This window comes from Arthrobacter sp. NPDC055138, assembly GCF_053607305.1.
This window is the reverse complement of the sequence record NZ_JBSGTH010000001.1, coordinates 930,962-950,963: the sequence shown is the minus strand read 5'-3', so window position 1 is coordinate 950,963 and position 20,002 is coordinate 930,962. Positions and strand designations below refer to the sequence as shown.

15 protein-coding genes are annotated in these 20,002 nt (G+C 66.8%); 6 read left to right on the top strand and 9 right to left on the bottom strand.

Going from position 1 to position 20,002, the window contains the following annotated elements; genetic code table 11:
• Positions 1-70 precede the first annotated feature (70 nt).
• From gdhA to ACWF5H_RS04540, 3 genes are all read right to left on the bottom strand, one after another.
• Positions 71-1,411, bottom strand: coding sequence for an NADP-specific glutamate dehydrogenase (gene gdhA / locus ACWF5H_RS04550; protein WP_364643783.1), 1,341 nt, complete (start codon positions 1,409-1,411; stop codon positions 71-73).
• A 305-nt stretch (positions 1,412-1,716) separates the two neighbouring features.
• Positions 1,717-2,190, bottom strand: a complete 474-nt coding sequence (locus ACWF5H_RS04545) for an ArsR/SmtB family transcription factor (protein ID WP_364643780.1) — start codon at positions 2,188-2,190, stop codon at positions 1,717-1,719.
• A 122-nt stretch (positions 2,191-2,312) separates the two neighbouring features.
• A complete protein-coding gene (locus tag ACWF5H_RS04540) occupies positions 2,313-3,515 on the bottom strand; it encodes an acetoin utilization protein AcuC (protein ID WP_364643777.1) in 1,203 nt (400 codons plus the stop codon).
• Positions 3,516-3,638: 123 nt separating this feature from the next.
• Between ACWF5H_RS04540 and ACWF5H_RS04535 the strand changes: the two genes are divergently transcribed.
• Together ACWF5H_RS04535 and ACWF5H_RS04530 are read left to right on the top strand one after the other, a co-directional pair.
• Entirely contained in the window at positions 3,639-5,051 is a 1,413-nt protein-coding gene (locus ACWF5H_RS04535; RefSeq protein WP_452035109.1) for a TrkH family potassium uptake protein, read from the top strand.
• 40 nt (positions 5,052-5,091) lie between these two features.
• The gene (locus tag ACWF5H_RS04530; RefSeq protein ID WP_127512900.1) at positions 5,092-5,730 is read left to right on the top strand and encodes a potassium channel family protein; all 639 of its coding nucleotides are present in this window, start codon (positions 5,092-5,094) and stop codon (positions 5,728-5,730) included.
• Between the two features lie 70 nt (positions 5,731-5,800).
• On the opposite strand, the gene proC is transcribed toward ACWF5H_RS04530, so the two are convergent.
• The 5 genes from proC to ACWF5H_RS04505 form a co-directional block, all read right to left on the bottom strand.
• Positions 5,801-6,661, bottom strand: a complete 861-nt coding sequence (proC, locus tag ACWF5H_RS04525) for a pyrroline-5-carboxylate reductase (RefSeq protein WP_452035107.1) — start codon at positions 6,659-6,661, stop codon at positions 5,801-5,803.
• A 294-nt stretch (positions 6,662-6,955) separates the two neighbouring features.
• Positions 6,956-7,975 carry a Ppx/GppA phosphatase family protein gene (locus ACWF5H_RS04520; protein ID WP_452035105.1) on the bottom strand — a complete coding sequence of 340 codons (1,020 nt, stop codon included), beginning with the start codon at positions 7,973-7,975 and terminating at the stop codon, positions 6,956-6,958.
• Positions 7,976-8,064: 89 nt separating this feature from the next.
• On the bottom strand, positions 8,065-10,785 hold the full coding sequence (gene topA / locus ACWF5H_RS04515; RefSeq protein ID WP_452035104.1) for a type I DNA topoisomerase: 2,721 nt from the start codon (positions 10,783-10,785) through the stop codon (positions 8,065-8,067).
• A gap of 183 nt (positions 10,786-10,968) precedes the next feature.
• Complete coding sequence (locus tag ACWF5H_RS04510) at positions 10,969-11,622, bottom strand: ArsR/SmtB family transcription factor (protein WP_364643762.1); 654 nt, start codon at positions 11,620-11,622, stop codon at positions 10,969-10,971.
• 82 nt (positions 11,623-11,704) lie between these two features.
• Entirely contained in the window at positions 11,705-13,309 is a 1,605-nt protein-coding gene (locus ACWF5H_RS04505) for a DUF7059 domain-containing protein (RefSeq protein WP_452035102.1), read from the bottom strand.
• Positions 13,310-13,384: 75 nt separating this feature from the next.
• On the opposite strand from ACWF5H_RS04505, the gene ACWF5H_RS04500 reads away from it, so the two are divergent.
• Together ACWF5H_RS04500 and ACWF5H_RS04495 are read left to right on the top strand one after the other, a co-directional pair.
• The gene (locus tag ACWF5H_RS04500; protein WP_452035101.1) at positions 13,385-15,154 is read left to right on the top strand and encodes a putative bifunctional diguanylate cyclase/phosphodiesterase; all 1,770 of its coding nucleotides are present in this window, start codon (positions 13,385-13,387) and stop codon (positions 15,152-15,154) included.
• Positions 15,155-15,188: 34 nt separating this feature from the next.
• Positions 15,189-15,767 (top strand): GNAT family N-acetyltransferase, encoded by a 579-nt coding sequence (locus ACWF5H_RS04495; RefSeq protein ID WP_452035100.1) that lies wholly within the window; start codon positions 15,189-15,191, stop codon positions 15,765-15,767.
• A 10-nt stretch (positions 15,768-15,777) separates the two neighbouring features.
• Here the strand turns inward: ACWF5H_RS04495 and trhO are convergent, their stop codons facing one another.
• Positions 15,778-16,671 (bottom strand): oxygen-dependent tRNA uridine(34) hydroxylase TrhO, encoded by an 894-nt coding sequence (gene trhO / locus ACWF5H_RS04490; RefSeq protein ID WP_452035099.1) that lies wholly within the window; start codon positions 16,669-16,671, stop codon positions 15,778-15,780.
• 122 nt (positions 16,672-16,793) lie between these two features.
• On the opposite strand from trhO, the gene ACWF5H_RS04485 reads away from it, so the two are divergent.
• The gene (locus ACWF5H_RS04485; protein ID WP_364643747.1) at positions 16,794-17,468 is read left to right on the top strand and encodes a GNAT family N-acetyltransferase; all 675 of its coding nucleotides are present in this window, start codon (positions 16,794-16,796) and stop codon (positions 17,466-17,468) included.
• Positions 17,469-17,615: 147 nt separating this feature from the next.
• Positions 17,616-19,970 (top strand): DEAD/DEAH box helicase, encoded by a 2,355-nt coding sequence (locus ACWF5H_RS04480; RefSeq protein ID WP_452035097.1) that lies wholly within the window; start codon positions 17,616-17,618, stop codon positions 19,968-19,970.
• Positions 19,971-20,002 lie beyond the last annotated feature (32 nt).

The window sequence follows — 20,002 nt, the reverse complement described above, 5'->3', positions numbered from 1 at the left end:
CCAAGACGACGGTGCCCGCCTGACTGGCGGGCACCGTCGTCGTGATCAGGACGTTGCTGGGTCAGCGGGCTTAGATGAGCCCCTGGGCCAGCATGGCGTCGGCAACCTTCTTGAAGCCGGAGATGTTGGCGCCGGCCACATAGTTGCCGGGCATGCCGTACTTGTCGGCGGTCTCCGCACAGCGGTCGTGGATACCCACCATAATGTCGGTCAGCCGCTGCTCCGTGTACTCGAAACTCCATGCGTCGCGGCTGGCGTTCTGCTGCATTTCCAAGGCGGAGGTGGCCACGCCGCCGGCGTTGGCCGCCTTGCCCGGGCCGAACAGCACGTTCGCCTCTTGGAAGATGGAGGCAGCCTCGCTGGTGCAGGGCATGTTGGCGCCTTCGGCCACGGCGATCAGGCCGGATTCCACCAAGCGGCGGGCGGACTTGTCGTCCAGTTCGTTCTGCGTCGCGCTGGGCAGGGCAACGGTGCAGTCGACGTCCCAGACGTTGCCCTCGGGCACATAATGAACGGAGGCGCCACGGCGGTCGGCGTAGTCGGAGATGCGGCCGCGCTCAACTTCCTTGATCTGGCGCAGCAGTTCGACGTCGATGCCGGCCTCGTCCACCACGTAGCCGCCGGAATCGGAGGCGGTGACCACCTTGGCACCCAGTGCCTGGGCCTTTTCGATGGCGTTGATGGCCACGTTGCCGGAACCGGAAATCACCACACGCTGGCCGTCGAAGCTCTGGCCCCGGGTCTTGAGCATCTCCTGGGTGAACAGCACGGCGCCGTAGCCGGTGGCCTCGGGCCGGACCAGGGATCCGCCCCAGCCGGTGCCCTTGCCGGTGAGCACGCCGGACTCGTAGCGATTGGTGATGCGCTTGTACTGGCCGAACAGGTAGCCGATCTCGCGGGTTCCCACGCCCATGTCGCCGGCTGGAACGTCGGTGTATTCGCCGATGTGGCGGTACAGCTCGGTCATGAAGGACTGGCAGAAGCGCATCACTTCGTTGTCGGAACGGCCGCGCGGGTCAAAGTCGGAGCCGCCCTTGCCGCCGCCGATGGGCATACCGGTCAACGCGTTCTTGAAGATCTGCTCGAAGCCCAGGAATTTGACGATGCCCAGGTAGACCGACGGGTGGAAACGCAGGCCGCCCTTGTACGGGCCCAGAGCGGAGTTGAACTCGACGCGGAAGCCGCGGTTGATCTGAACGTTGCCGGCGTCGTCCATCCACGGGACCCGGAAGATGATCTGGCGCTCGGGCTCGCAGATGCGCTGCAAAATGGCGGCGTCGGTGTATTCGGGGTGCCGGGCGGAGAGCGGCTCCAGAGTGTCAAAGACTTCGTTGACGGCCTGGTGGAATTCCGTTTCGCCTGGATTGCGGCGGAAGACTTCGTCGCGGACTTCAAGCAGATGGGCATCCATGGGTGCGTCCCTTCCCTAGCTGACGTATTGGGGCACTCAACTTGCTTCAGGCCCTCACAAAGAAAACCACACGGAGGCGGGAACCAAGAAACACATCTGACATATCGTCGAAGCGCCTCGTAACGCGCCGACCTGCGGTGTTGCCGGCAGTCTGTACCTTCTGAAGCGGAGGATTCCGAGGCTGGCCGGCGTTCCGTGGCGCGGATTGTGCGGGCAGTCACGCCCGTCCGGGGCAGCCTGCGGGGCTCGGAATGTGCGGGTCATCACCACCCTGGGACCGATGCCGGCCGTTGCCGGGGCGGACTTCAGCTGCGGCGTCGGCGCGGCAGTTTGGGCAGATGCGCAAAAAGGTCCGCTGCCTTGGTTGTTGCCTTGTTGGCGGCCTGGCCCAGCGACCGGCTGAGGTTGGCCGGAACCGGAACCTCCAGGCTCCGCCCCGAGACGGCATGGCCCGGCTCCTGCGGAGCAACGACGGCGGCCGCCACCGCCGGTGCCACCGGTTCGGCCGCGGGCATCACATCCACTCCGAAAGCGACGATCCATTCGGCCACATCCTGCAGCGGTCGGGTTTGCAGCGAGTAGTAGCGCTTCTGCCCCTGGGCGCGCATGGACACCAGGCCGGCCTCGCGCAGCACCTTCAAATGCTTGGAGACCGTCGGCTGGCTGACTTCGAGTTCGTCGACCAGCTCGCCGACCGCTTTGTCTCCGCCTCGCAGCGAGCCGAGTATGTCCCGGCGCGTACCTTCGGCAATTACTGCAAAGACGTCATCGATGGCCATTCCATTACCCTAATCGCATATATGCCCTGCAGGCACCCCCGGCGGCGGTCCGCCACGCGCCGAAGGGCGAAATCGTTACACCAAGCCGAACAGGACGGCGCCAGGGGCCGTGCGGGGACCGTTCAGTCGAACCACGGATCGAGGCCGTGGTAGGGAAAAATTTCCTTGCGAGTCGCCATCACCGTGCGGTCCACGCTGTCGTTCGGGTCGTAGCCGACTTCCCACGAACGCCACCACAGGTCGGCGTCATCGCCCATGTACAGCGGAGCCTGCTGGCCGTACCGGACCTCCACATATTCGTGCCAGGACTGCGGCACCTCGCTGTGCAACGGGATGGGACGGCCGGCAACAATGGCGAGCATGTGGGTCCAGGACCGCGGCACCACGTTGAAGACGTCGTAGCCGCCGCCCCCGGTGGCGATCCACCGGTCGCCGGCGACCTCGCGGGCGAGATCGGCCACGTCCAGCATCATCTGCCGCTGCGCGTCAACGCTCAGCTTCAGGCTGCTCAGCATGTCGCGGGCGTGGTTGTCGCAGCCATGCTGGCTGACGATCACTTCCGGCGCGAAGGCCCTGACCAGCTGCGGGACCACCGCATGGAAGGCGCGCAGGAAGGCGGCGTCGCCGGTGCGGGGCGGCAGGGCCACATTCACCGAGCTGCCCAGCGCGTCCGGGCCACCGCTTTCGTTGGCAAAACCGGTTCCCGGAAACAGGTGGGTGCCGGTCTCGTGCAGCGAGATGGTCAACACCCGCGGGTCGTTGTAGAAGATGGACTGCACGCCGTCGCCGTGGTGGGCGTCAACGTCTACGTAGGCAACCCGCTGCACACCGCGGTCCAGCAGATGCTGGATGGCCAGCGCGCAGTCGTTGTAAATGCAAAATCCGCTCGCCTTGCCGCGCGCTGCGTGGTGCATGCCGCCGGCAAAGTTCACCGCATGCAGCGCCGACTCGTCCAGAATGGCGGCCGCGGACTGCAGCGAGGCTCCCGCTATCCGGGCGCTGGCCGCATGCATGCCTGGGAACACCGGGTCGTCTTCGGTGCCGAGCCCCCGTGCTTCATCCACCGCCGCCGGGTTGTCGCTGACAGCCTTCACCGCGGCTACATAGGCCGGATCGTGGACAGTTTCCAGCTGGGCGTCCCCTGCCGTCTCGGCTGCGGCGAGGGTGACGTTCGGCCGGTGGAAGATGGCGTATTCGTCCGCCAGCCGCGCGGTCAGTTCCAGCCGGATCGGGGACATGGGATGGTGCGCGCCGAAATTGTACGCCAGGAGGGAATCGCTCCACACCGCCAGAGTGGGAACCGCGGGAACTGGGGTAGCTGACATCACAGACAGGCTACGCGAATCCGCTGCCCCGCACGCATTCGTCCCGCCCCTGCACGGATAAATGATGATTTACTACTGCAAGGAACACATCAGCGATTTCGGAGCCGGACAGAAGCGATCGGAATGACCAGACAGCAGCCGTCGTGGCTGGCCGAGCGGGAGCACGGACGATTCTGGCTCCTGCGTACGCTCCGCGACTTTGTGGACAGCGTCGCCAACAGCTCACCGGCGCGGCTGGCCCTGATCGTCTACGTGGCGGTAATCCTGGTCTTCACCGGACTGCTGTCCTTGCCCGCGGCTTCCCGGGACGGGCAAATCACCCCGCTGTACGACGCCTTCTTCACCGCCGTCTCGGCCGTCTGCGTCACGGGACTGACCGTGGTTTCCACCGCCATACATTGGACCTTCCTGGGCCAGGCCGTGATCCTGCTGGCCATTTTCATCGGCGGTTTGGGCACGTTGACGCTGGCCTCGCTGCTGGCCCTCATGGTGAGCAAGCGACTGGGCGTACGCGGCAAGCTGATCGCACAGTCCGCCATGAGCAACGCCGGGCGCCTCGGCGAGGTCGGCACGCTGCTGCGCATCGTGATCACCACCTCGGTCATCATCGAGGTGATCCTTGCGCTCATACTGTTTCCCCGCTTCCTGATGCTTGGCGAATCCTTTCCCCAGGCCGCCTGGCACGGCATCTTCTACTCCATTTCGTCCTTCAACAATGCCGGTTTCACCCCGCACACCGACGGGTTGGTCCCCTACGAAACCGACGAGTGGATCCTCATCCCACTGATGGTTGGAGGGTTTCTGGGCAGCCTCGGTTTCCCCGTGGTCATGGTGCTGCTGGAGCGCGGCTGGCGCTTCAACAAATGGAACCTGCACACGAAGATCACCGTCGAGGTGTCGCTGATCCTACTGGTAGTCGGCGCCTTGGTGTGGGGAGCCATGGAGTGGAGCAATCCGGCGACGATCGGCGGCATGAGCGTGTGGGACAAAACCCTCCACGCCGCGTTCGCCTCCGTCATGACCCGATCGCTCGGCTTCAACCTGGTGGACATGAACAACCTGGAACCCACCACCATGCTGTTCACCGACGCCCTGATGTTCGCCGGCGGCGGTTCCGCGTCAACTGCGGGCGGCATCAAGGTCACCACCATTGCCATTGTGTTCCTGGCCATCGTCGCCGAGGCCCGCGGCGACCGGGACGTGAAGATCCACGGCCGGACCATTCCGGAAGGCGCCATGCGGGTGGCCATCTCGGTGATCGTCATGGGCGCCACGTTTGTGGCCGTCGCGTCCGGCATCCTGCTGGCCCTCACCGGCGCAAGCCTGGACCGGGTGCTGTTTGAAGTCATCTCCGCGTTCGCCACCTGCGGCCTGAGCACCGGCCTGAGCGCCGAGCTGCCGCCTGAGGGCAAATACGTGCTCTGCGCGCTGATGTTCGCCGGCCGCGTCGGCACCATCACACTGGCCGCCGCGCTGGCGCTGCGTGAACGGCGCCAGTTGTTCCACTACCCAGAAGAGAGGCCCATCATTGGCTGACAAGTCCGCTTCGAGCAAACGCCCCGCCCACAACGCGCCCGTGCTGGTGGTCGGACTGGGCCGGTTCGGCGCCTCCACCGCCGAGCAGCTGGTCAGGCAGGGCCGCGAGGTGTTGGCGATCGAACGCGATCCGGCGCTGGTGCAAAAGTGGTCGGGCCAGCTGACCCACGTGGTGGAGGCGGACGCCACGAACATCGACGCGCTGCGCCAGCTGGGCGCCCAGGAGTTCAGCGCTGCCGTTGTCGGCGTGGGCACGTCGATCGAATCCTCGGTGCTGATCACCGTGAACCTGGTGGACCTGGGCATCGAACATCTCTGGGTCAAGGCCATCACGCCCTCGCACGGCAAGATCCTCTCCCGCATCGGCGCCAACCATGTGATCTATCCGGAGGCCGACGCCGGCCGCCGCGCCGCCCACCTGGTGGGCGGCCGGATGCTGGACTTCATCGAGTTCGACGACGGTTTCGCCATCGTGAAGATGTACCCTCCGAAGGAAACGCAGGGCTTCACGCTGGGTGAGTCACAGGTGCGCTCCAAGTACGGCGTCACCGTGGTGGGCGTGAAATCTCCGGGCGAGGACTTCACCTATGCGCGTCCGGAAACCAAGGTGTCCAGCCGGGACATGCTGATTGTCTCCGGCCATGTGGACCTGCTGGAGCGCTTCGCCGCCCGCCCCTGACCCGCTCCCGTCGCAGTGCAAACGGCTGTGCGGGCCCGCTGCCCGAGCAGGACAGGCCGAGCTCGCCGGCTCAGGCAAGCTCGCGGGACAGTTCGGCCGCCCGTTCCGCGGCGGCCGCTGCCCCGCGCGCGATGATCTTGGACAGCCCGGCCTCGTCGAAGGCGGCGATCGCCCGCTCCGTGGTGCCGTTGGGGCTGGTGACATTGCGGCGCAGGACCGCAGGGTCGGCGTCCCGCTCTGTCAGCATGATGCCTGCGCCCGCAACCGTTTCCCGCGCCAGCGTCATGGACAGCTCCGGGTCCAAGCCCAGCTCCACCCCGGCGGCAGCCATGGCCTCGGCCAGGTAGAACGCATAGGCGGGACCGGAACCGCTGACCGCGGACACCGCGTCCAGCTGGTCCTCCGGAACAACGACGACGGTGCCGGCTCCGGCGAACACCTCACGGGCGGCGTCCAGCTGGGGATCGGTCACCTGGCTGCCGGCCGAGATGCCGACGGCCCCGCGGCCGACCTTGAGCGGCGTATTGGGCATGCTGCGCACCAGCGGCTGGCCTTCGGGCAGCGCCGCCTCCATAGTGGCAATGGTGACTGCCGCCGCCACGGAGACCACCACCGTCGTCGGAGCCAAAGCGGGCCCGATGCTGCGGCACATCTCGGCTATCCCCACCGGCTTGACCCCCAGCACCGCAACGTCAGCGCCTTGCACAGCGGTGGCGTTGGCGCCGGCGTCGTCATGTTCGGCCAGCACCGTCAGGCCCGGATAGCGGCCGCGCAGCTCTTCGGCGCGCTCGCTGCGGCGTACGGTTGCCGTCACGTTCTCAGCGGGTGTCCCGGCGGACAGCAGGCCCACGAGGATGGCTTCACTCATGGAGCCACAGCCCAGGAAGACGGTGCGGCGGGTGGATGGGGTCCCAGTGGCTTCAGCAGTCATGTCTGCCATTGAATCACGCGGGATCGGCCGGCCCGCGCCGCGGCCGTTCCCCTTCCGCCGGTCAGCCGAAACAACTCACAGGTGCTTTTCAGGTTCTTAAGGGGGTTATCTCAACTTCGCCCCCTAATGTCTATAAGACCTCATCAAGGTGCGAGTGATGATGGACCGGATCTGCTGGTCCGGTCCGGGCGCCGGCGAACAGCGGTTGACTCCCCCAACCGACCGCAACGTTCGCCGGCGCCGCCATTTAAGCCCCGAACTCCGTTCACCCCGTGGTCCGCCCGCGGCCAGGGCCTATTGGCTTCCCACCGACTCGACGGCGGGGGCCGGCTCCACAGCCTTCTGCACCAGCATGGTGCCAACCGGGCTGACCGGCGCATCGCTGTCGTAGAGCAGGTGGTCGAACCGTTTGAGGATCAGGCCTTCGCGCAGCGCCCACGGGCAGATCTGCAAGGTCTCGATCCGGAACATTTCCATCGCCGCTTCGGCGACCATCGCGCCCGCTAACAACTGTGGCGCCCGCACGGCCGAGACCCCGGGCAGATTCACGCGGTCGCTGACCGGCATGGCGGCCAGCCTCCTGGCCCACAGGGACAAGTCGGTTCGGTGCAGTTCACGCCGCACGTACGGGCCGGCCGCAGAGGGAGCTGCTCCGGCGATCCTGGCCAGCGAGCGGAAGGTCTTCGACGTTCCCACCACCATGTCCGGGCGGCCCAAGGCGGCGAACTCGGCCACCGCGGGTGCCATGGTCTCGCGGATGTAGCCGTGCAGTTCCTTGAGGCTCTTCACGCTGGGCGGGTCCTCGGGCAGCCACTGTCTGGTCAGCCTTCCTGCTCCCAGCGGCACCGATACGGCCAGATCGGGCTGTTCGTCATGCCCCATTGCCATTTCAAAGGAGCCGCCGCCAATGTCCAGGTCCAGCACGGTGCCCGATCCCCAGCCGTACCAGCGACGGACCGCTACCAGGGTCATGCCGGCCTCTTCCGGGCCGGTCAGCTCCTGCAGCGTGACGTTGGCTTCGGCCTTGACCCGGTCCAGCACGGCCCGGCCGTTGCCGGCCTCGCGGATGGCGGAGGTGCAAAAGGCCAGCATGTCTTCGGCACGGTGCAGCCCGGCGAACCGCCAGGCCTCCTGCACGAAACCGATGAGTTCCTGCTGGCCTTCCTCGGTGATATTGCCGTCGGCGTCCAGATAAGCCACCAGCGACAAGGGCCGCTTGTGCGACGCGAACGGCACCGGACGGGCGCCGGGGTGGGCATCCACCAACAGCAAGTGCACAGTGTTGGAACCGATGTCGAGGACGCCCAGACGCATTCTCATATTATGCAGCGCCGTTGCCCCGGCACTGCAACCTGACCCGGGCTTCGGCAGCAGCTGTCCGTGCTCCCGAAGCCCGCGGTCGGCTACTTCTTGGCGGCTGCCTTGCGCCGGGCAGGTTTCTTGGCGGGCCCCTTCGCCGGTCCCTTGGCCCGCTTTTCCGCCAGCAGTTCAACCGCCTGTTCGCGCGTCAGTTCCTCCAGGCTGGTGGAACGCGGCACCGTAATGTTCGTGACGCCGTCGGTAATGTACGGGCCGAACCGGCCGTCCTTGACCACGATGTTCTTCTCCGACACCGGATCCACACCGAACTCGGCCAGCGGTGCGGCCGCGGTGCGGCCGCCGCGGGTCTTCGGCTGCGAGTAGATCTCCAGCGCCTGCTCCAGCGTGATGGTGAAGATTTCCTCTTCCGAACCGATCGACCGCGAGTCCGTCCCCTTCTTCAGGTACGGGCCGAAGCGGCCGTTCTGCACGGTGATTTCGGCGCCCTCCGCATCGGTGCCGAGCACGCGCGGCAGGCTCAGCAGCTTCAGCGCGTCCTCGAGGGTCACCGTGTCCACGCTCATCGACTTGAACAGGGACCCGGTGCGCGGCTTGACCTTGACCGGTTTCTTCGGCGGCTTGGGCTTGCCGTTCTTGTAGTACTCCACCGGCTGTGCGGCCAGTTCCTCGGCCGTCGGCTCCTGGATGACTTCGGTGACGTAGGCGCCGTACCGGCCTTCCTTGGCCACAATGGTCCGGCCCGTCTCCGGATCCGTGCCGAGCTCGCGCTCGCCCGGGCCCTGCGTTTCCATCAGCTCCACGGCCTTCTCCGCCGTTAGTTCGTCCGGGGCCAGATCGTCGGGAACGTTGGCACGCTGCGGCTCGTCCCCTTCCGCGTTGCCGTTGCGCTCCAGGTAGGGCCCGAATTTGCCCACCCGGAGGGTGATGCCCTCGGCAATATCGATGGAGTTGATCTGGCGGGGATCGATCTCGCCCAGGTCGTTGACCACGGTGTTCAGGCCGGTTTCCTTGCGGTCGCCGTAATAGAAGCCGGAGAGCCATTCGGTCCGGCTGGCCTCGCCGCGGGCAATCCGGTCCAGGTCCTCTTCCAGCTCGGCCGTGAAGTCATAGTCCACGTAGTCGCTGAAATGTTCCTCCAGCAGCCGGACCACGGAGAACGCGATCCAGCTCGGCACCAGCGCGGAGCCGCGGGTACGGACATAGCCGCGGTCCATGATGGTGGAGATGGTGGCGGCGTAGGTGGACGGGCGCCCGATACCGCGGTCTTCCAACGTCTTGATCAGCGATGCTTCGGTGTAGCGCGGCGGTGCGGAGGTCTCGTGTCCGACAGCGTCGACCGCCTGGGCTTCCAAGGCGTCGCCCTGGGCGAGGTTCGGCAGCCGGCCGCCGCTGGCGTCGTCGTCCTCATCCCGTCCGGCGTCTTTGCCCTCCTCATAGGCGGCCAGGAACCCGGGGAAGGTGATCACGGTACCGGATGCCGTGAATTCGGCGTCCCGGCCGTCACCGGCAATGGCACCCAGGCGCACCGTGGAGGTTGAGCCCTTGGCATCGGTCATCTGCGAAGCCACGGTGCGCTTCCAGACCAGCTCGTAGAGCCGGTACTCGTCGTTGGACAACTGGCTGCGGACTTGGCCGGGCGTGCGGAACGAATCGCCGGCGGGCCGGATGGCTTCGTGGGCTTCCTGCGCGTTCTTGTCCTTGCCCTTGTAGACCCGGCGGGAATCCGGGACGTACTCGGGTCCGTACAGCTCCGAGGCCTGCCGGCGGGCGGCGTTGACGGCCTGGTCACTCAGCGCCGGCGAGTCGGTACGCATATAGGTGATGTAGCCGTTTTCATACAGCTTCTGCGCCACCGACATGGTGGAGCGGGCGGAGAACCGGAGCTTACGGGCCGCCTCCTGCTGCAGGGTGGAGGTGGTGAACGGGGCGGCCGGGCGGCGGGTGTAGGGCTTGTTCTCCACGGCGCGGACGGAGAACTCGGCGCTGCGCAGCGAGTCCGCCAAGCCGGTGGCGGCGGCCTCGTCCAGGTGGACGGCCGAGCGGGCCTTCAGCCGGCCCAGATCGTCGAAGTCCTTGCCGACGGCAACCCGGCCACCGTCGACGCTCACCAGCTTGGCCTTGAATGCCGTCCCCTTGGAGGTATCCTCGGGCTGCACCGTGGCCAGCAGGTCCCAGTAGGAGGCCGCGCGGAAAGCCATCCGCTCACGTTCACGCTCCACCACCAGCCGCGTGGCCACCGACTGCACGCGTCCCGCGGACAGGCCGGCCTTGACCTTACGCCAGAGCACCGGCGAGAGCTCGTAGCCGAACAACCGGTCCACGATCCGGCGCGTTTCCTGCGCGTCCACCAGGTCGGTGTCAACCTCGCGGACCTCGGTCAGGGCACGCTGCAGGGCTTCGCGGGTGATCTCGCTGAAGGTCATGCGGTGCACCGGCACCTTGGGCTGGAGCACCTGGAGCAAGTGCCACGCGATGGCTTCGCCTTCGCGATCACCGTCAGTTGCCAGATAAAGTTCGTCGGCGTCCTTGAGCATCGACTTGAGCTCGGACACCTTCTTCTTCTTGTCCGGCGACACCACGTAGTAGGGCTCGAAATCGTGCTCGATGTCCACCGCAAACTTGCCGACCGACGTCTTTTTCAGCTCAGCAGGCAGGTCGGAGGGCTGGGGCAGGTCACGGATATGACCCATGGAGGCCGTGACCTCGTAGCCCTCGCCGAGGTACCCGGCGATGGTCTTGCCCTTGGCTGGAGACTCGACGATGACGAGTTTCTTGCCGGTTTTTTCGCGGGCCTTGGCTGGCACTGTGCTCCTACGTAAAGAAAGAAAGGTATTTTGATGCGCTTGTAAGTACGTCCCCCAACCCGGCGGGGCGGAGGACCGTCAGCACTAGGTTAGCCGCAACAGTACCGCGAACCAGAACACGCGATCTGGAGAAGCGGCTGGCTCCGGGCTGCGCGGGAGGCCGGCAGTGGCCCCGCCGGAGCCCTAGTCGTTGTCGATGTCGCCGGGCAGGAAGGAGAAGACATAGTAGAGTTTCTCCGCCCCTTCACCCCTGTTCTCCGGGTTGGTGGTCGGGCTGAATTCCAGCAGGATCTCGCCGATCCGGCGGCCGAGGTCCTTGCGCTGTTCCTCGGTCAAATAGAACCGCCCCGTGCTCAGCGCAGCCAGGTGTCCTTCCTGCCGCCAGGTGTCCGGATCCGGCGCCTGCTTGTCCCGTTTGACATATTTGGACAGACGTTCGCGAAGATCGTTCAGTTCCACGTCCACCACACCCAAGGTGGCGGCGCGGCTGTCCGCCACGCTGGTCACGTCCAACCGTCCGGCGGCCGCCTGCCAGTGCCGCTCCCGCCCGTCGCCCTGGTTGGCGCACCGTTTGACGAAGCCCCACTTCTCCAGGGCGCGCAGGTGGTAGCTCATCGCACTGGGGGTCAGCCCGTGCCGCTGGGCCAATTCGGTGGCGGTGGCCGGTTGCTGCGTATCGAAGAGTTCCTCGATGACTTTCAACCGCACATTGTGGGCCAGCGCCCGGATGGCCCGGGCATCGGAGATATTGACCCGGTCCCCGGCGGCAGGCTCCCGCTGGGGCTCCGCTGCAACAGCAGCAGCCCGGCCGGTCGTCGTGGTTGAACCCTTAGTCATGATCAGTAAGTGTAATGCCGCTCACGGCCCATGGCGGCGGTGATCCCGATTCCCACAGGCTGCAATCAGGAAACCATCAGACCTACTGGCCGGTAGGTACCAGGAAGCCGTCGGCGACCAGGTTCCGTACCTCCTCGGAAAGCTGCCGGGCGAAGTCGGCTTCCGGGCGGTCCAGCAGCGCTGCCAGGGCGCCGATGAGCTGGTCCACGCCGAGTTCCCCGTCGCTGGCGGAAACGAAGCCCGCCAGTTCGGTGCTCATCAGGTTGGTCCGGCGCAGTCCCGCGCCCTGGCGCAGCAAGATGACGCCGGGATGTTCTGCTCCGGGCCGCTGGTGCCGCTCCTCCGTCACGTCCTCGGCCACCTGGAGATGCTGGCGGCCGAAGTCCGCGGCGTGGGCGGCCAGCCAGTCCGAGCGCTCGAGGGCTGCTGCCAGATACGGCCCGATGGGTTGCTCGATTGGATAGGTGATCTCCTCGAACCGGCGCAACCTACCGTTGGCCGTCGCCCCGGGGTTTGCCGCGGAACGACGCAGCCAGACCATGCCGAAGCCGATGGCCTCCACCGCGCGGGACTCGAAGTCGTCCAGGTAGGCGGCGTAGGCCGAGGCGAAGGCGGCCGGGTCGCGGTTCTCCGAAGCGTCACGCAGCCACGTTTCCGCATACTGCGCCGGGCTGAGTTGTTCGCGCTGGATCACCCAGGCGTCGGTATCCGGTGCCAGCCACTGCTCGAGCCTGGCATGCCAGCTGACCGCGCCGTCGGGGATTTCCCAGTTGCCCAACAGCTGCGCAGCCCCGCCGTCCGCCAGCACAGACGGGAGCGTGCGGAAGAGGGAACCCACGATGTCGTCGCCGGGCAGCCCGCCGTCGCGATAGGTGAATTGCTCCTCGGCGCGTTCAGAAGGCTGCCTCGGCGTGATCACGAACGGCGGGTTGGACACCACCAGGTCAAACCGCTCCCCTGCCACCGGCTCCAACAGACTGCCCAGTCGCAGGCTGACCCGCGCCGCCAGGTGGTCCGGGTCCAGCCCCAGCGCACCGGCGTTCAGCACCAGGTTGAACCGGGTGAAGGCGAGCGCCCGCTCCGAGATGTCGGTGGCCGTGACGTGCCGGCAATGGCCCAGCAGGTGGAACAGCTGGATCCCGCAGCCGGTGCCCAGGTCCAGCGCCCGCCCCACTTCTGTCCGGATGGTCAGCTGGGCCAAGGTCAGCGAGGCCTGGCCGATGCCCAGCACATGGTCGCGCCGGAGGACGCCGGGCCGCTGGTGCGCGCCCAGGTCGCTGGCCACCCACAGCTCGGTGCCGCCAAAGGCGTACGGTCGGAGGTCGACGGCGGCACGCAACGCGCCGCCGTCGTGCTCCACCAACCCCAGCGCGGCGAGTCCGTCCAGACCCGTCCGTGGGAACGCCGGTGCCAGCCGCTCCGGCTCCACCGTGCGGCCCAAGAGCCAGCAACGCACGACGGCGGCTAGGCGCCGGTGTGCCGGATCCTCCAGCAAGCGGGCGGTAGCCAGCACCGCCGGGACCAGTTGGTCGCGGTCAAAGGCCGCCCAGGCCTCCTCGCCCAGCAGCGCCGCCACCCCATCCACGCTGTAGTCCAGTTCGGCCAGGTCGGCGGCCAGGTTGGCCAGCAGCCGCGGGTCGTTGCTGGCCGGGGCGGCGGGCACATTGGAAAAGTCTGCAAAGTCCACCCGCCAAGTCTAGTGAGCCGGCCGGTTTCCCGGCCGTTCATCTGGACGCCGCACGCGTGTGGTACTGACTGGGGCATGGATTCACGTACCAACGCGGCGGCGCTGCCACCCGCGGACCGGCCGCAACGGGTCGGCGATTTGGGCAGCAAGGTCCCGGTGGTCCCCGCCGACGCCCTGATCATGGAGATCAACGGCTGGTTCCAAGCCGACCGCTCGCTGCCGGCCGTTGCGGTGGAGGCCGACGGGTCGCACTGGCTGCTCCTGCGGGAGCGGCTGGAGTCGGAGCTCAGTGGGCGGCTGGGCTATGGGCGCGCACTGCACAGCCGCACGCGGGTGGGCCAACTGCGGCCGGACCGCTCGTTTGAGGTGGCCCCGGAGCTGTCCATGACACAGGCCGCGCGGCGGATCCTGGCCCGGCCGCCCGGCGCCAGGTACGAGGACTTTCTGGTGGTCGGCCCCGACGGTCCGGGAGTGGTGGCAGTCTCGCGCATCTTCGAAGAGGTTTCGGCGCTGTTCCAGCACGACGCCATGCACGACCCGCTGACCGGGCTGCCCAACCGGCGGCTGCTCGACGAGCGCGGCGCGGAACTGGTCGGCGACTGCGATCCCGACCGCGTGGCGATCCTGTGTATCGACCTGGACCGGTTCAAGCACGTGAACGACACCTTTGGCCATCGGGCCGGCGATAGCATTCTGACCGGGTTCACGAGCCGGCTGCAGCGCACCGTGCGCGGCCGCGACATCGTGTCCCGGCTGGGCGGCGACGAGTTCGCGGTGCTGCTGGTCGACGTCGGCCCCGACCAAGCCCGCAGCATCGCGGACCGCATCCTGGCCGAAGCGGTGAAACCTTTCCCCTTCGACGACCACGAGCTCCACATCTCGGCGTCCATCGGCCTGGCTATGGCATCCGACGTGGTCGAGGAAGAGCAACTGAGCCAGTTGGACGTGCTGCTGCGGCAGGCGGACGGCGCCATGCTGGCGGCCAAACGGGCCGGCAAGGGCCGCGTGGTCTGGCTCAGCGCCCGCGGCGAAACCGCACCCGTTGCCAGGCAGGCCCAGCTGCGGCGCCGCCTCCAGCTGGCGGTGGCGGCGGGCGGCTTCCGGCTGCACTACCAGCCACTGCTGGACCTTGCCACCGACGGCAGCCGGGCAGTGGAAGCACTGCTGCGCTGGCACGACGAGGTCCTGGGGCCGGTGCCGCCCTCGGAGTTCATCCCCGTGGCCGAAAGCGTGAACCTCATCCAGCAGATCGGCCAGTGGGTTTTCAATGAGGCCTGCGGCCAGGCCGCAGCTTGGCTGGAGGAAGGCAGCCCACGGATGGTCTCCATCAATGTCTCACCGATCCAGCTGGCCGCGAACAAGGTGGTCGGCGAACTGCTGGCCGCCATGGCCGCGCACCGTGTTCCGGCGGAATTGATCCGAGTGGAGATCACCGAGAGTTCCGCAATTGCGGACTTCCCCCGCGCGATCAAACAGCTGGCCCAGCTCCGTGAGGCCGGCATCGGCGTCGATCTGGACGACTTCGGCACCGGGTACTCCTCCGTGGGGATGCTGCGGGACCTGCCGCTGAACACCGTCAAGATCGATAAGTCCTTCATCGACAACATCGACACTTCCGAGCGCGAAGCCGCCTTCGTGGGCGGGCTGATCGACATTGCCCACGCCTGGGGGCTGAAGGTGACCGCCGAGGGCGTTGAACGGCCGGAGCAACTGGAGGTGCTGCGGGAGCTTGGCTGCGACACCGCGCAGGGCTACTACATTTCCCGCCCCGCCAGTGCCTCCGATTTGCCGGGCGCCCAGGCCCTGGCCGCGCTCCGGCGGCCGGAGCCGGCGGCCGTGCTGTGAGCCCGGCACCGCGACCCGGTGGTTAAATGACTGCATGCTCGTCACTACCACCCACCTTGAACAAACTGATCCCGCCCAGCTGGTTCCCGGGTCGCGCCCGCTGCCGGACGACGCCGCCGTTGTGCACGTGCGGCGGATCAGCCCGGAGTTCAGCAAGTTCCTGTACCGCAGCGTAGGCAGCAACTGGAACTGGGGCGACCGGCTGGCGCTCACCCGCAGCGAGTGGGAACAAGTGGTCGGCACACCCGGCTCGGAAACCTGGGTGCTCTACACCGGCGGCGCGCCGGCCGGCTACGTGGAACTGCTGGGCCGCCCGGCCGAGGCGGGCACCGACGTCGAAATTATGTACTTCGGGCTGTTCCCAGAGGCGATCGGCCGCGGTCTGGGCGGAGCACTGCTGGCCGAAGGCATCCGGCAGGCATGGCAACTGGACCGGCGTTGGGACGGGTTCCCGCCGGTGCGGCGGGTCTGGGTCCACACCTGTTCCTTGGATGGGCCGGCGGCCGTTGCCAATTACCAGGCGCGCGGCATGAGCGTGTTCAAGACCGAAGTCGAGGAAACCGAGCCGCAGGATGCCACCGGCGGGCTGTGGCCGGAGACCGCGGCCGCGTAATCCGCCGCGGCTATGCCGGGCAGCCGTCCGGGCAGCGCAGGGTCTGCGGGTCCGCTGCACACGCGGAGCAGTAGAGCGTCAACTGGCGGCATTCGGCATTGGAGCAGTTCTCGAACTTGCTGGTGGGCGTCTGGCAGCGGACACATTCTCCGATGGTTTTGGCATCCGGCGTGAACTCGAGGTGCATGCGCTGGTCAAAGACGTAGAGCGAGCCCTCCCACAGCCCGGCGTCGCCGAAGGTCTCGCCGTAGCGGACAATCCCGCCGTCGAGTTGGTAGACCTCTTGGAAACCCCGGTTGACCATCAGGGAGGAGAGGACTTCGCAGCGGATCCCGCCGGTGCAGTAGGTGACCACCGGCTTGTCCTTGAGGTCGTCGTACTTGCCCGAGTCCAGTTCCTTGATGAAATCGTGGGTGGTGGACACGTCCGGAACGATGGCGTCTTTGAACTTGCCGATCTGCGCCTCGAACGCGTTGCGGCCGTCGAAGAAGACCACGTCGTCGCCGGAGGCCTTCTTGGCATCGATCAACTGATGCAGTTCCTCCGGGCGCAGGTGCGTGCCGCCGCCGACCACGCCGTCCTGGTTCACTTTGAGCTCGCCCGGGGCGCCGAACGAGACGATCTCGTCGCGCACCTTGATACTCAGGCGCGGGAAGTCCTCCGCCCCGCCTTCGGACCATTTCACGTCGAGATTGCGGAACGCCGGGTGCTCGCGGGTGGTTTTCACGTATTGTTTCACCGCGTTCAGCTCGCCGCCGACGGTGCCGTTGATGCCGTCCTTGGAGATCAGGATCCGGCCGCGCAGACCAAGTTTCTCGCCCAGCGCGCGCTGCCACAGCCGGATGGCATCCGGGTCCGGCAGCGGGGTGAAAGCGTAATAAAGCACAATTCGGTTCAAAGCCACCCATCAAGATTACGCGGTGGTGTGGAATCCAAAATTAGCCATAGGCGTGGAATTTGGGATTGTGACCGGGTTGTCATCGCTTTCAGGTGCCGCCCGCGGCCGCTGTTAGGTACAGTCCTGCTATGGGCAACGATTACACGACTGACGTTCCGGACGACGTCCTTTCCGTCTGGGTTGCCGGCTGGTCTGCCTGCCGGGGTTACTCCTCCGAAGAGGTTGCCGGCCATCCCGCAGTGCTGCTGGCCGACAAGACCGGAGACTGGGAGTACTTTGCGTTTGAGCCGGGCGACGAGGAATTCGCTGCGGTGGCCGGCGACACCACCAAGTCCCCTGGACGTATCTTCACGGTACTGACCCGCGACGCGCAGCGGATCCACCGGCTGGCCCCCCAGCATGGTCTCCGCGTGCACCACAATGCCCAGTCGCTGATGGTCACGGACATGTCCGGGCAGGACGCCGAGGATCCGTGGTACCGCGACGCCGATTTCAAAACCGAACTGGAAAAAACGGGCAACGTCCACCGGGTCCGCGTGGTGCATGAAGGCAACGAGGCCGCACACGGGGTGGTCGCCGTCGTCGACAATTTCGCTGTCTTCGACCACATCGAAACCGACCTCAACTACCGCCGTCGCGGTCTGGCCACACATGTAATGCGCGCGCTGATCGCCTCCACCTTCGAGCACGTGGTGGATACCGGCCTGCTGATCGCCTCGCACGACGGACAGATGCTCTACAACCACCTGGGCTGGGACACCGTCTGCGATGTGATGATCCTCAAGCCCGCGGCGGAGGGCTGACCACTTCCGGTTGACCCCGCGGGCGTCCGCACCGACGCACCGCTGCGCCTGGTCTGGGTCTTGATCTTATTGGCCTTGGCCTCGGCCATCCCGGCGGTCCGGGTCGGCCTGCCGCGTTGCATCCCCGGGTGATGACACAATATTCGGGTGGCGATGCACGACTCCTTGATTCCGCTGCTCGGTTCCGGTGCGGAGCCCGAGCAGCTGGTGCACGTCCGCAAGCTCCCGGCGAGGGAGGCAGTAATCGAGCCTTGGCCGGACTGGGTCCACGACGATGTCCGCGCCGCCTACGCCATGCTCGGCGTGCACCAGCCGTGGCGCCACCAGGTTCGGGCGGCGGAGAGCGCCCACGACGGGCGGCACACCATCATTGCCACCGGCACCGCCTCCGGAAAATCGCTGGCCTACCAGCTACCGGCACTGGACGCTATCCACCGCACGGGGCTGGCGGACGCCGTGAGCCTGGAGCCCAGCGGAGCCGTCGCCTTGTATCTGGCCCCCACCAAGGCGCTGGCAGCCGACCAGCTGGCCGCAATCAAATCGCTGAAGCTGCCCACCGTCAGGGCGGAAACCTACGACGGCGACACCGACCCGGGTGCCCGCCGCTGGATCCGGGACCATGCGAACTTCGTCCTGGCGAATCCGGACATGCTGCATTTCGGCATCCTTCCCAATCATGCTTGGTGGGCGCGGTTCTTCCGCCGGCTGCGCTACGTGATCATCGACGAAGCGCACAGCTACCGCGGCGTCTTCGGCTCGAATGTGGCCAACCTGATGCGCCGGTTGCGCCGGATCTGCGCCAGCTATGGGGCCGACCCGGTGTTCATCGGAGCCTCGGCCACCTCCGCGGACCCCGGGACCTCATTCGGACGGCTGATCGGCGCCGACGCCGAGGCAGTGACCGAAGACTGTTCGCCGCACGGATCCACTACGGTGGCGTTCTGGGAGCCCCAGCTCACGGAGCTCAAAGGCGAGAACGGGGCCAAAGAACGGCGCACCGTGGTCGCCGAGACATCCGATTTGATGGCCAATCTGGTCTCCGCACAGGTGCGCACCATCGCTTTCATCAAGTCGCGCCGCGGCGCCGAGACGATTTCCTCGATCACCAAGCGGCTGCTGGACGACGTCCATCCCTCGTTGCCGGGCCGGGTCGCGGCGTACCGCTCCGGCTACCTGCCGGAGGAGCGGCGCGAGCTGGAAGCCAAGCTTCGCTCCGGGCAGTTGCTGGGCGTCTCCAGCACTTCGGCGCTGGAACTTGGCATCGATATTTCCGGGCTGGATGCCGTCTTGGTCGCGGGCTGGCCCGGAACCCGCGCGTCGCTGTTCCAGCAGATCGGCCGGGCCGGCAGATCCGGCCAGGATGCGCTCGCCGCGTTCGTGGCCAGCGACGATCCGCTGGATACCTATCTGGTGCACCACCCCGAAGCGGTCTTCGACGTCTCGGTGGAAGCCACCGTGTTCGACCCCTCGAATCCCTACGTCTTGGGCCCCCACCTGTGCGCGGCCGCCCAGGAGCTTCCGTTGACCCCTGCAGACATCGGGTTGTTCGGTCCGGCTGCCCCGGGCTTGCTCGACCGGCTGACGGCCGAGGGCTACCTCCGCCGCCGGCCCGCCGGCTGGTATTGGACCCATCCGGAAAGCGCCGCCGCCATGGTTAATCTGCGAGCCGACGGCGGCGGACCGATCAGCATCGTCGAGTCGGAGTCCGGCACACTGCTGGGGACCATGGACTCGCCGCAGTCGCACTATCAGGCCCACAGCGGCGCGGTGTACGTCCACCAGGGCACTACCTACGTGGTGGATGAACTCAACGAGCAGGACCACTGCGCGATGGTGACCCGGGCCAATCCGGACTATTACACGCAGGCCCGCGACATCACGCAGATTGAAGTGCTCGGGGCCGAACGGACCGAGGACTGGGGCGAGGTCCAGGCATGCTTCGGCGAGGTCAAGGTCACCACGAAGGTCATCTCCTTCCAGCGCAAAGCGTTCATCTCCAACGAGATTCTGGGCGAGGAACCGCTGGAACTCGGCGCCCGGGAGTTGTTTACCAAGGCCGTGTGGTTCACCATCGGCGAGCAGCAGTTGGCCTCCGCCGGTTTGGTTGCGGCCCGCGTTCCCGGCGCCCTGCACGCCGCCGAACATGCGGGCATCGGGCTGCTGCCGCTGGTGGCCTCCAGCGACCGGTGGGACATCGGCGGAGTCTCGACCGCCCTGCACGCCGACACCGGCAAGCCGACGATCTTCGTCTACGACGGTCATCCCGGCGGCGCGGGATTTGCCGAACGCGGCTTCGAGGCGGCGCGGACGTGGCTGGCCGCCACCAGGGACGCCATCCGTTCCTGCGAATGCGAAACCGGCTGCCCGTCCTGCGTGCAGTCGCCGAAATGCGGCAACAAGAACAATCCGCTGGACAAGTCCGGTGCGGTCACGCTGATCGAGGCGCTGCTCTCCCACGCCGGCCCTGCCCCGGCACAACGGCACCAGGCAACGGCGGTATAGCAGGACAGCGACGCTGCTGCGTACAGGACTGC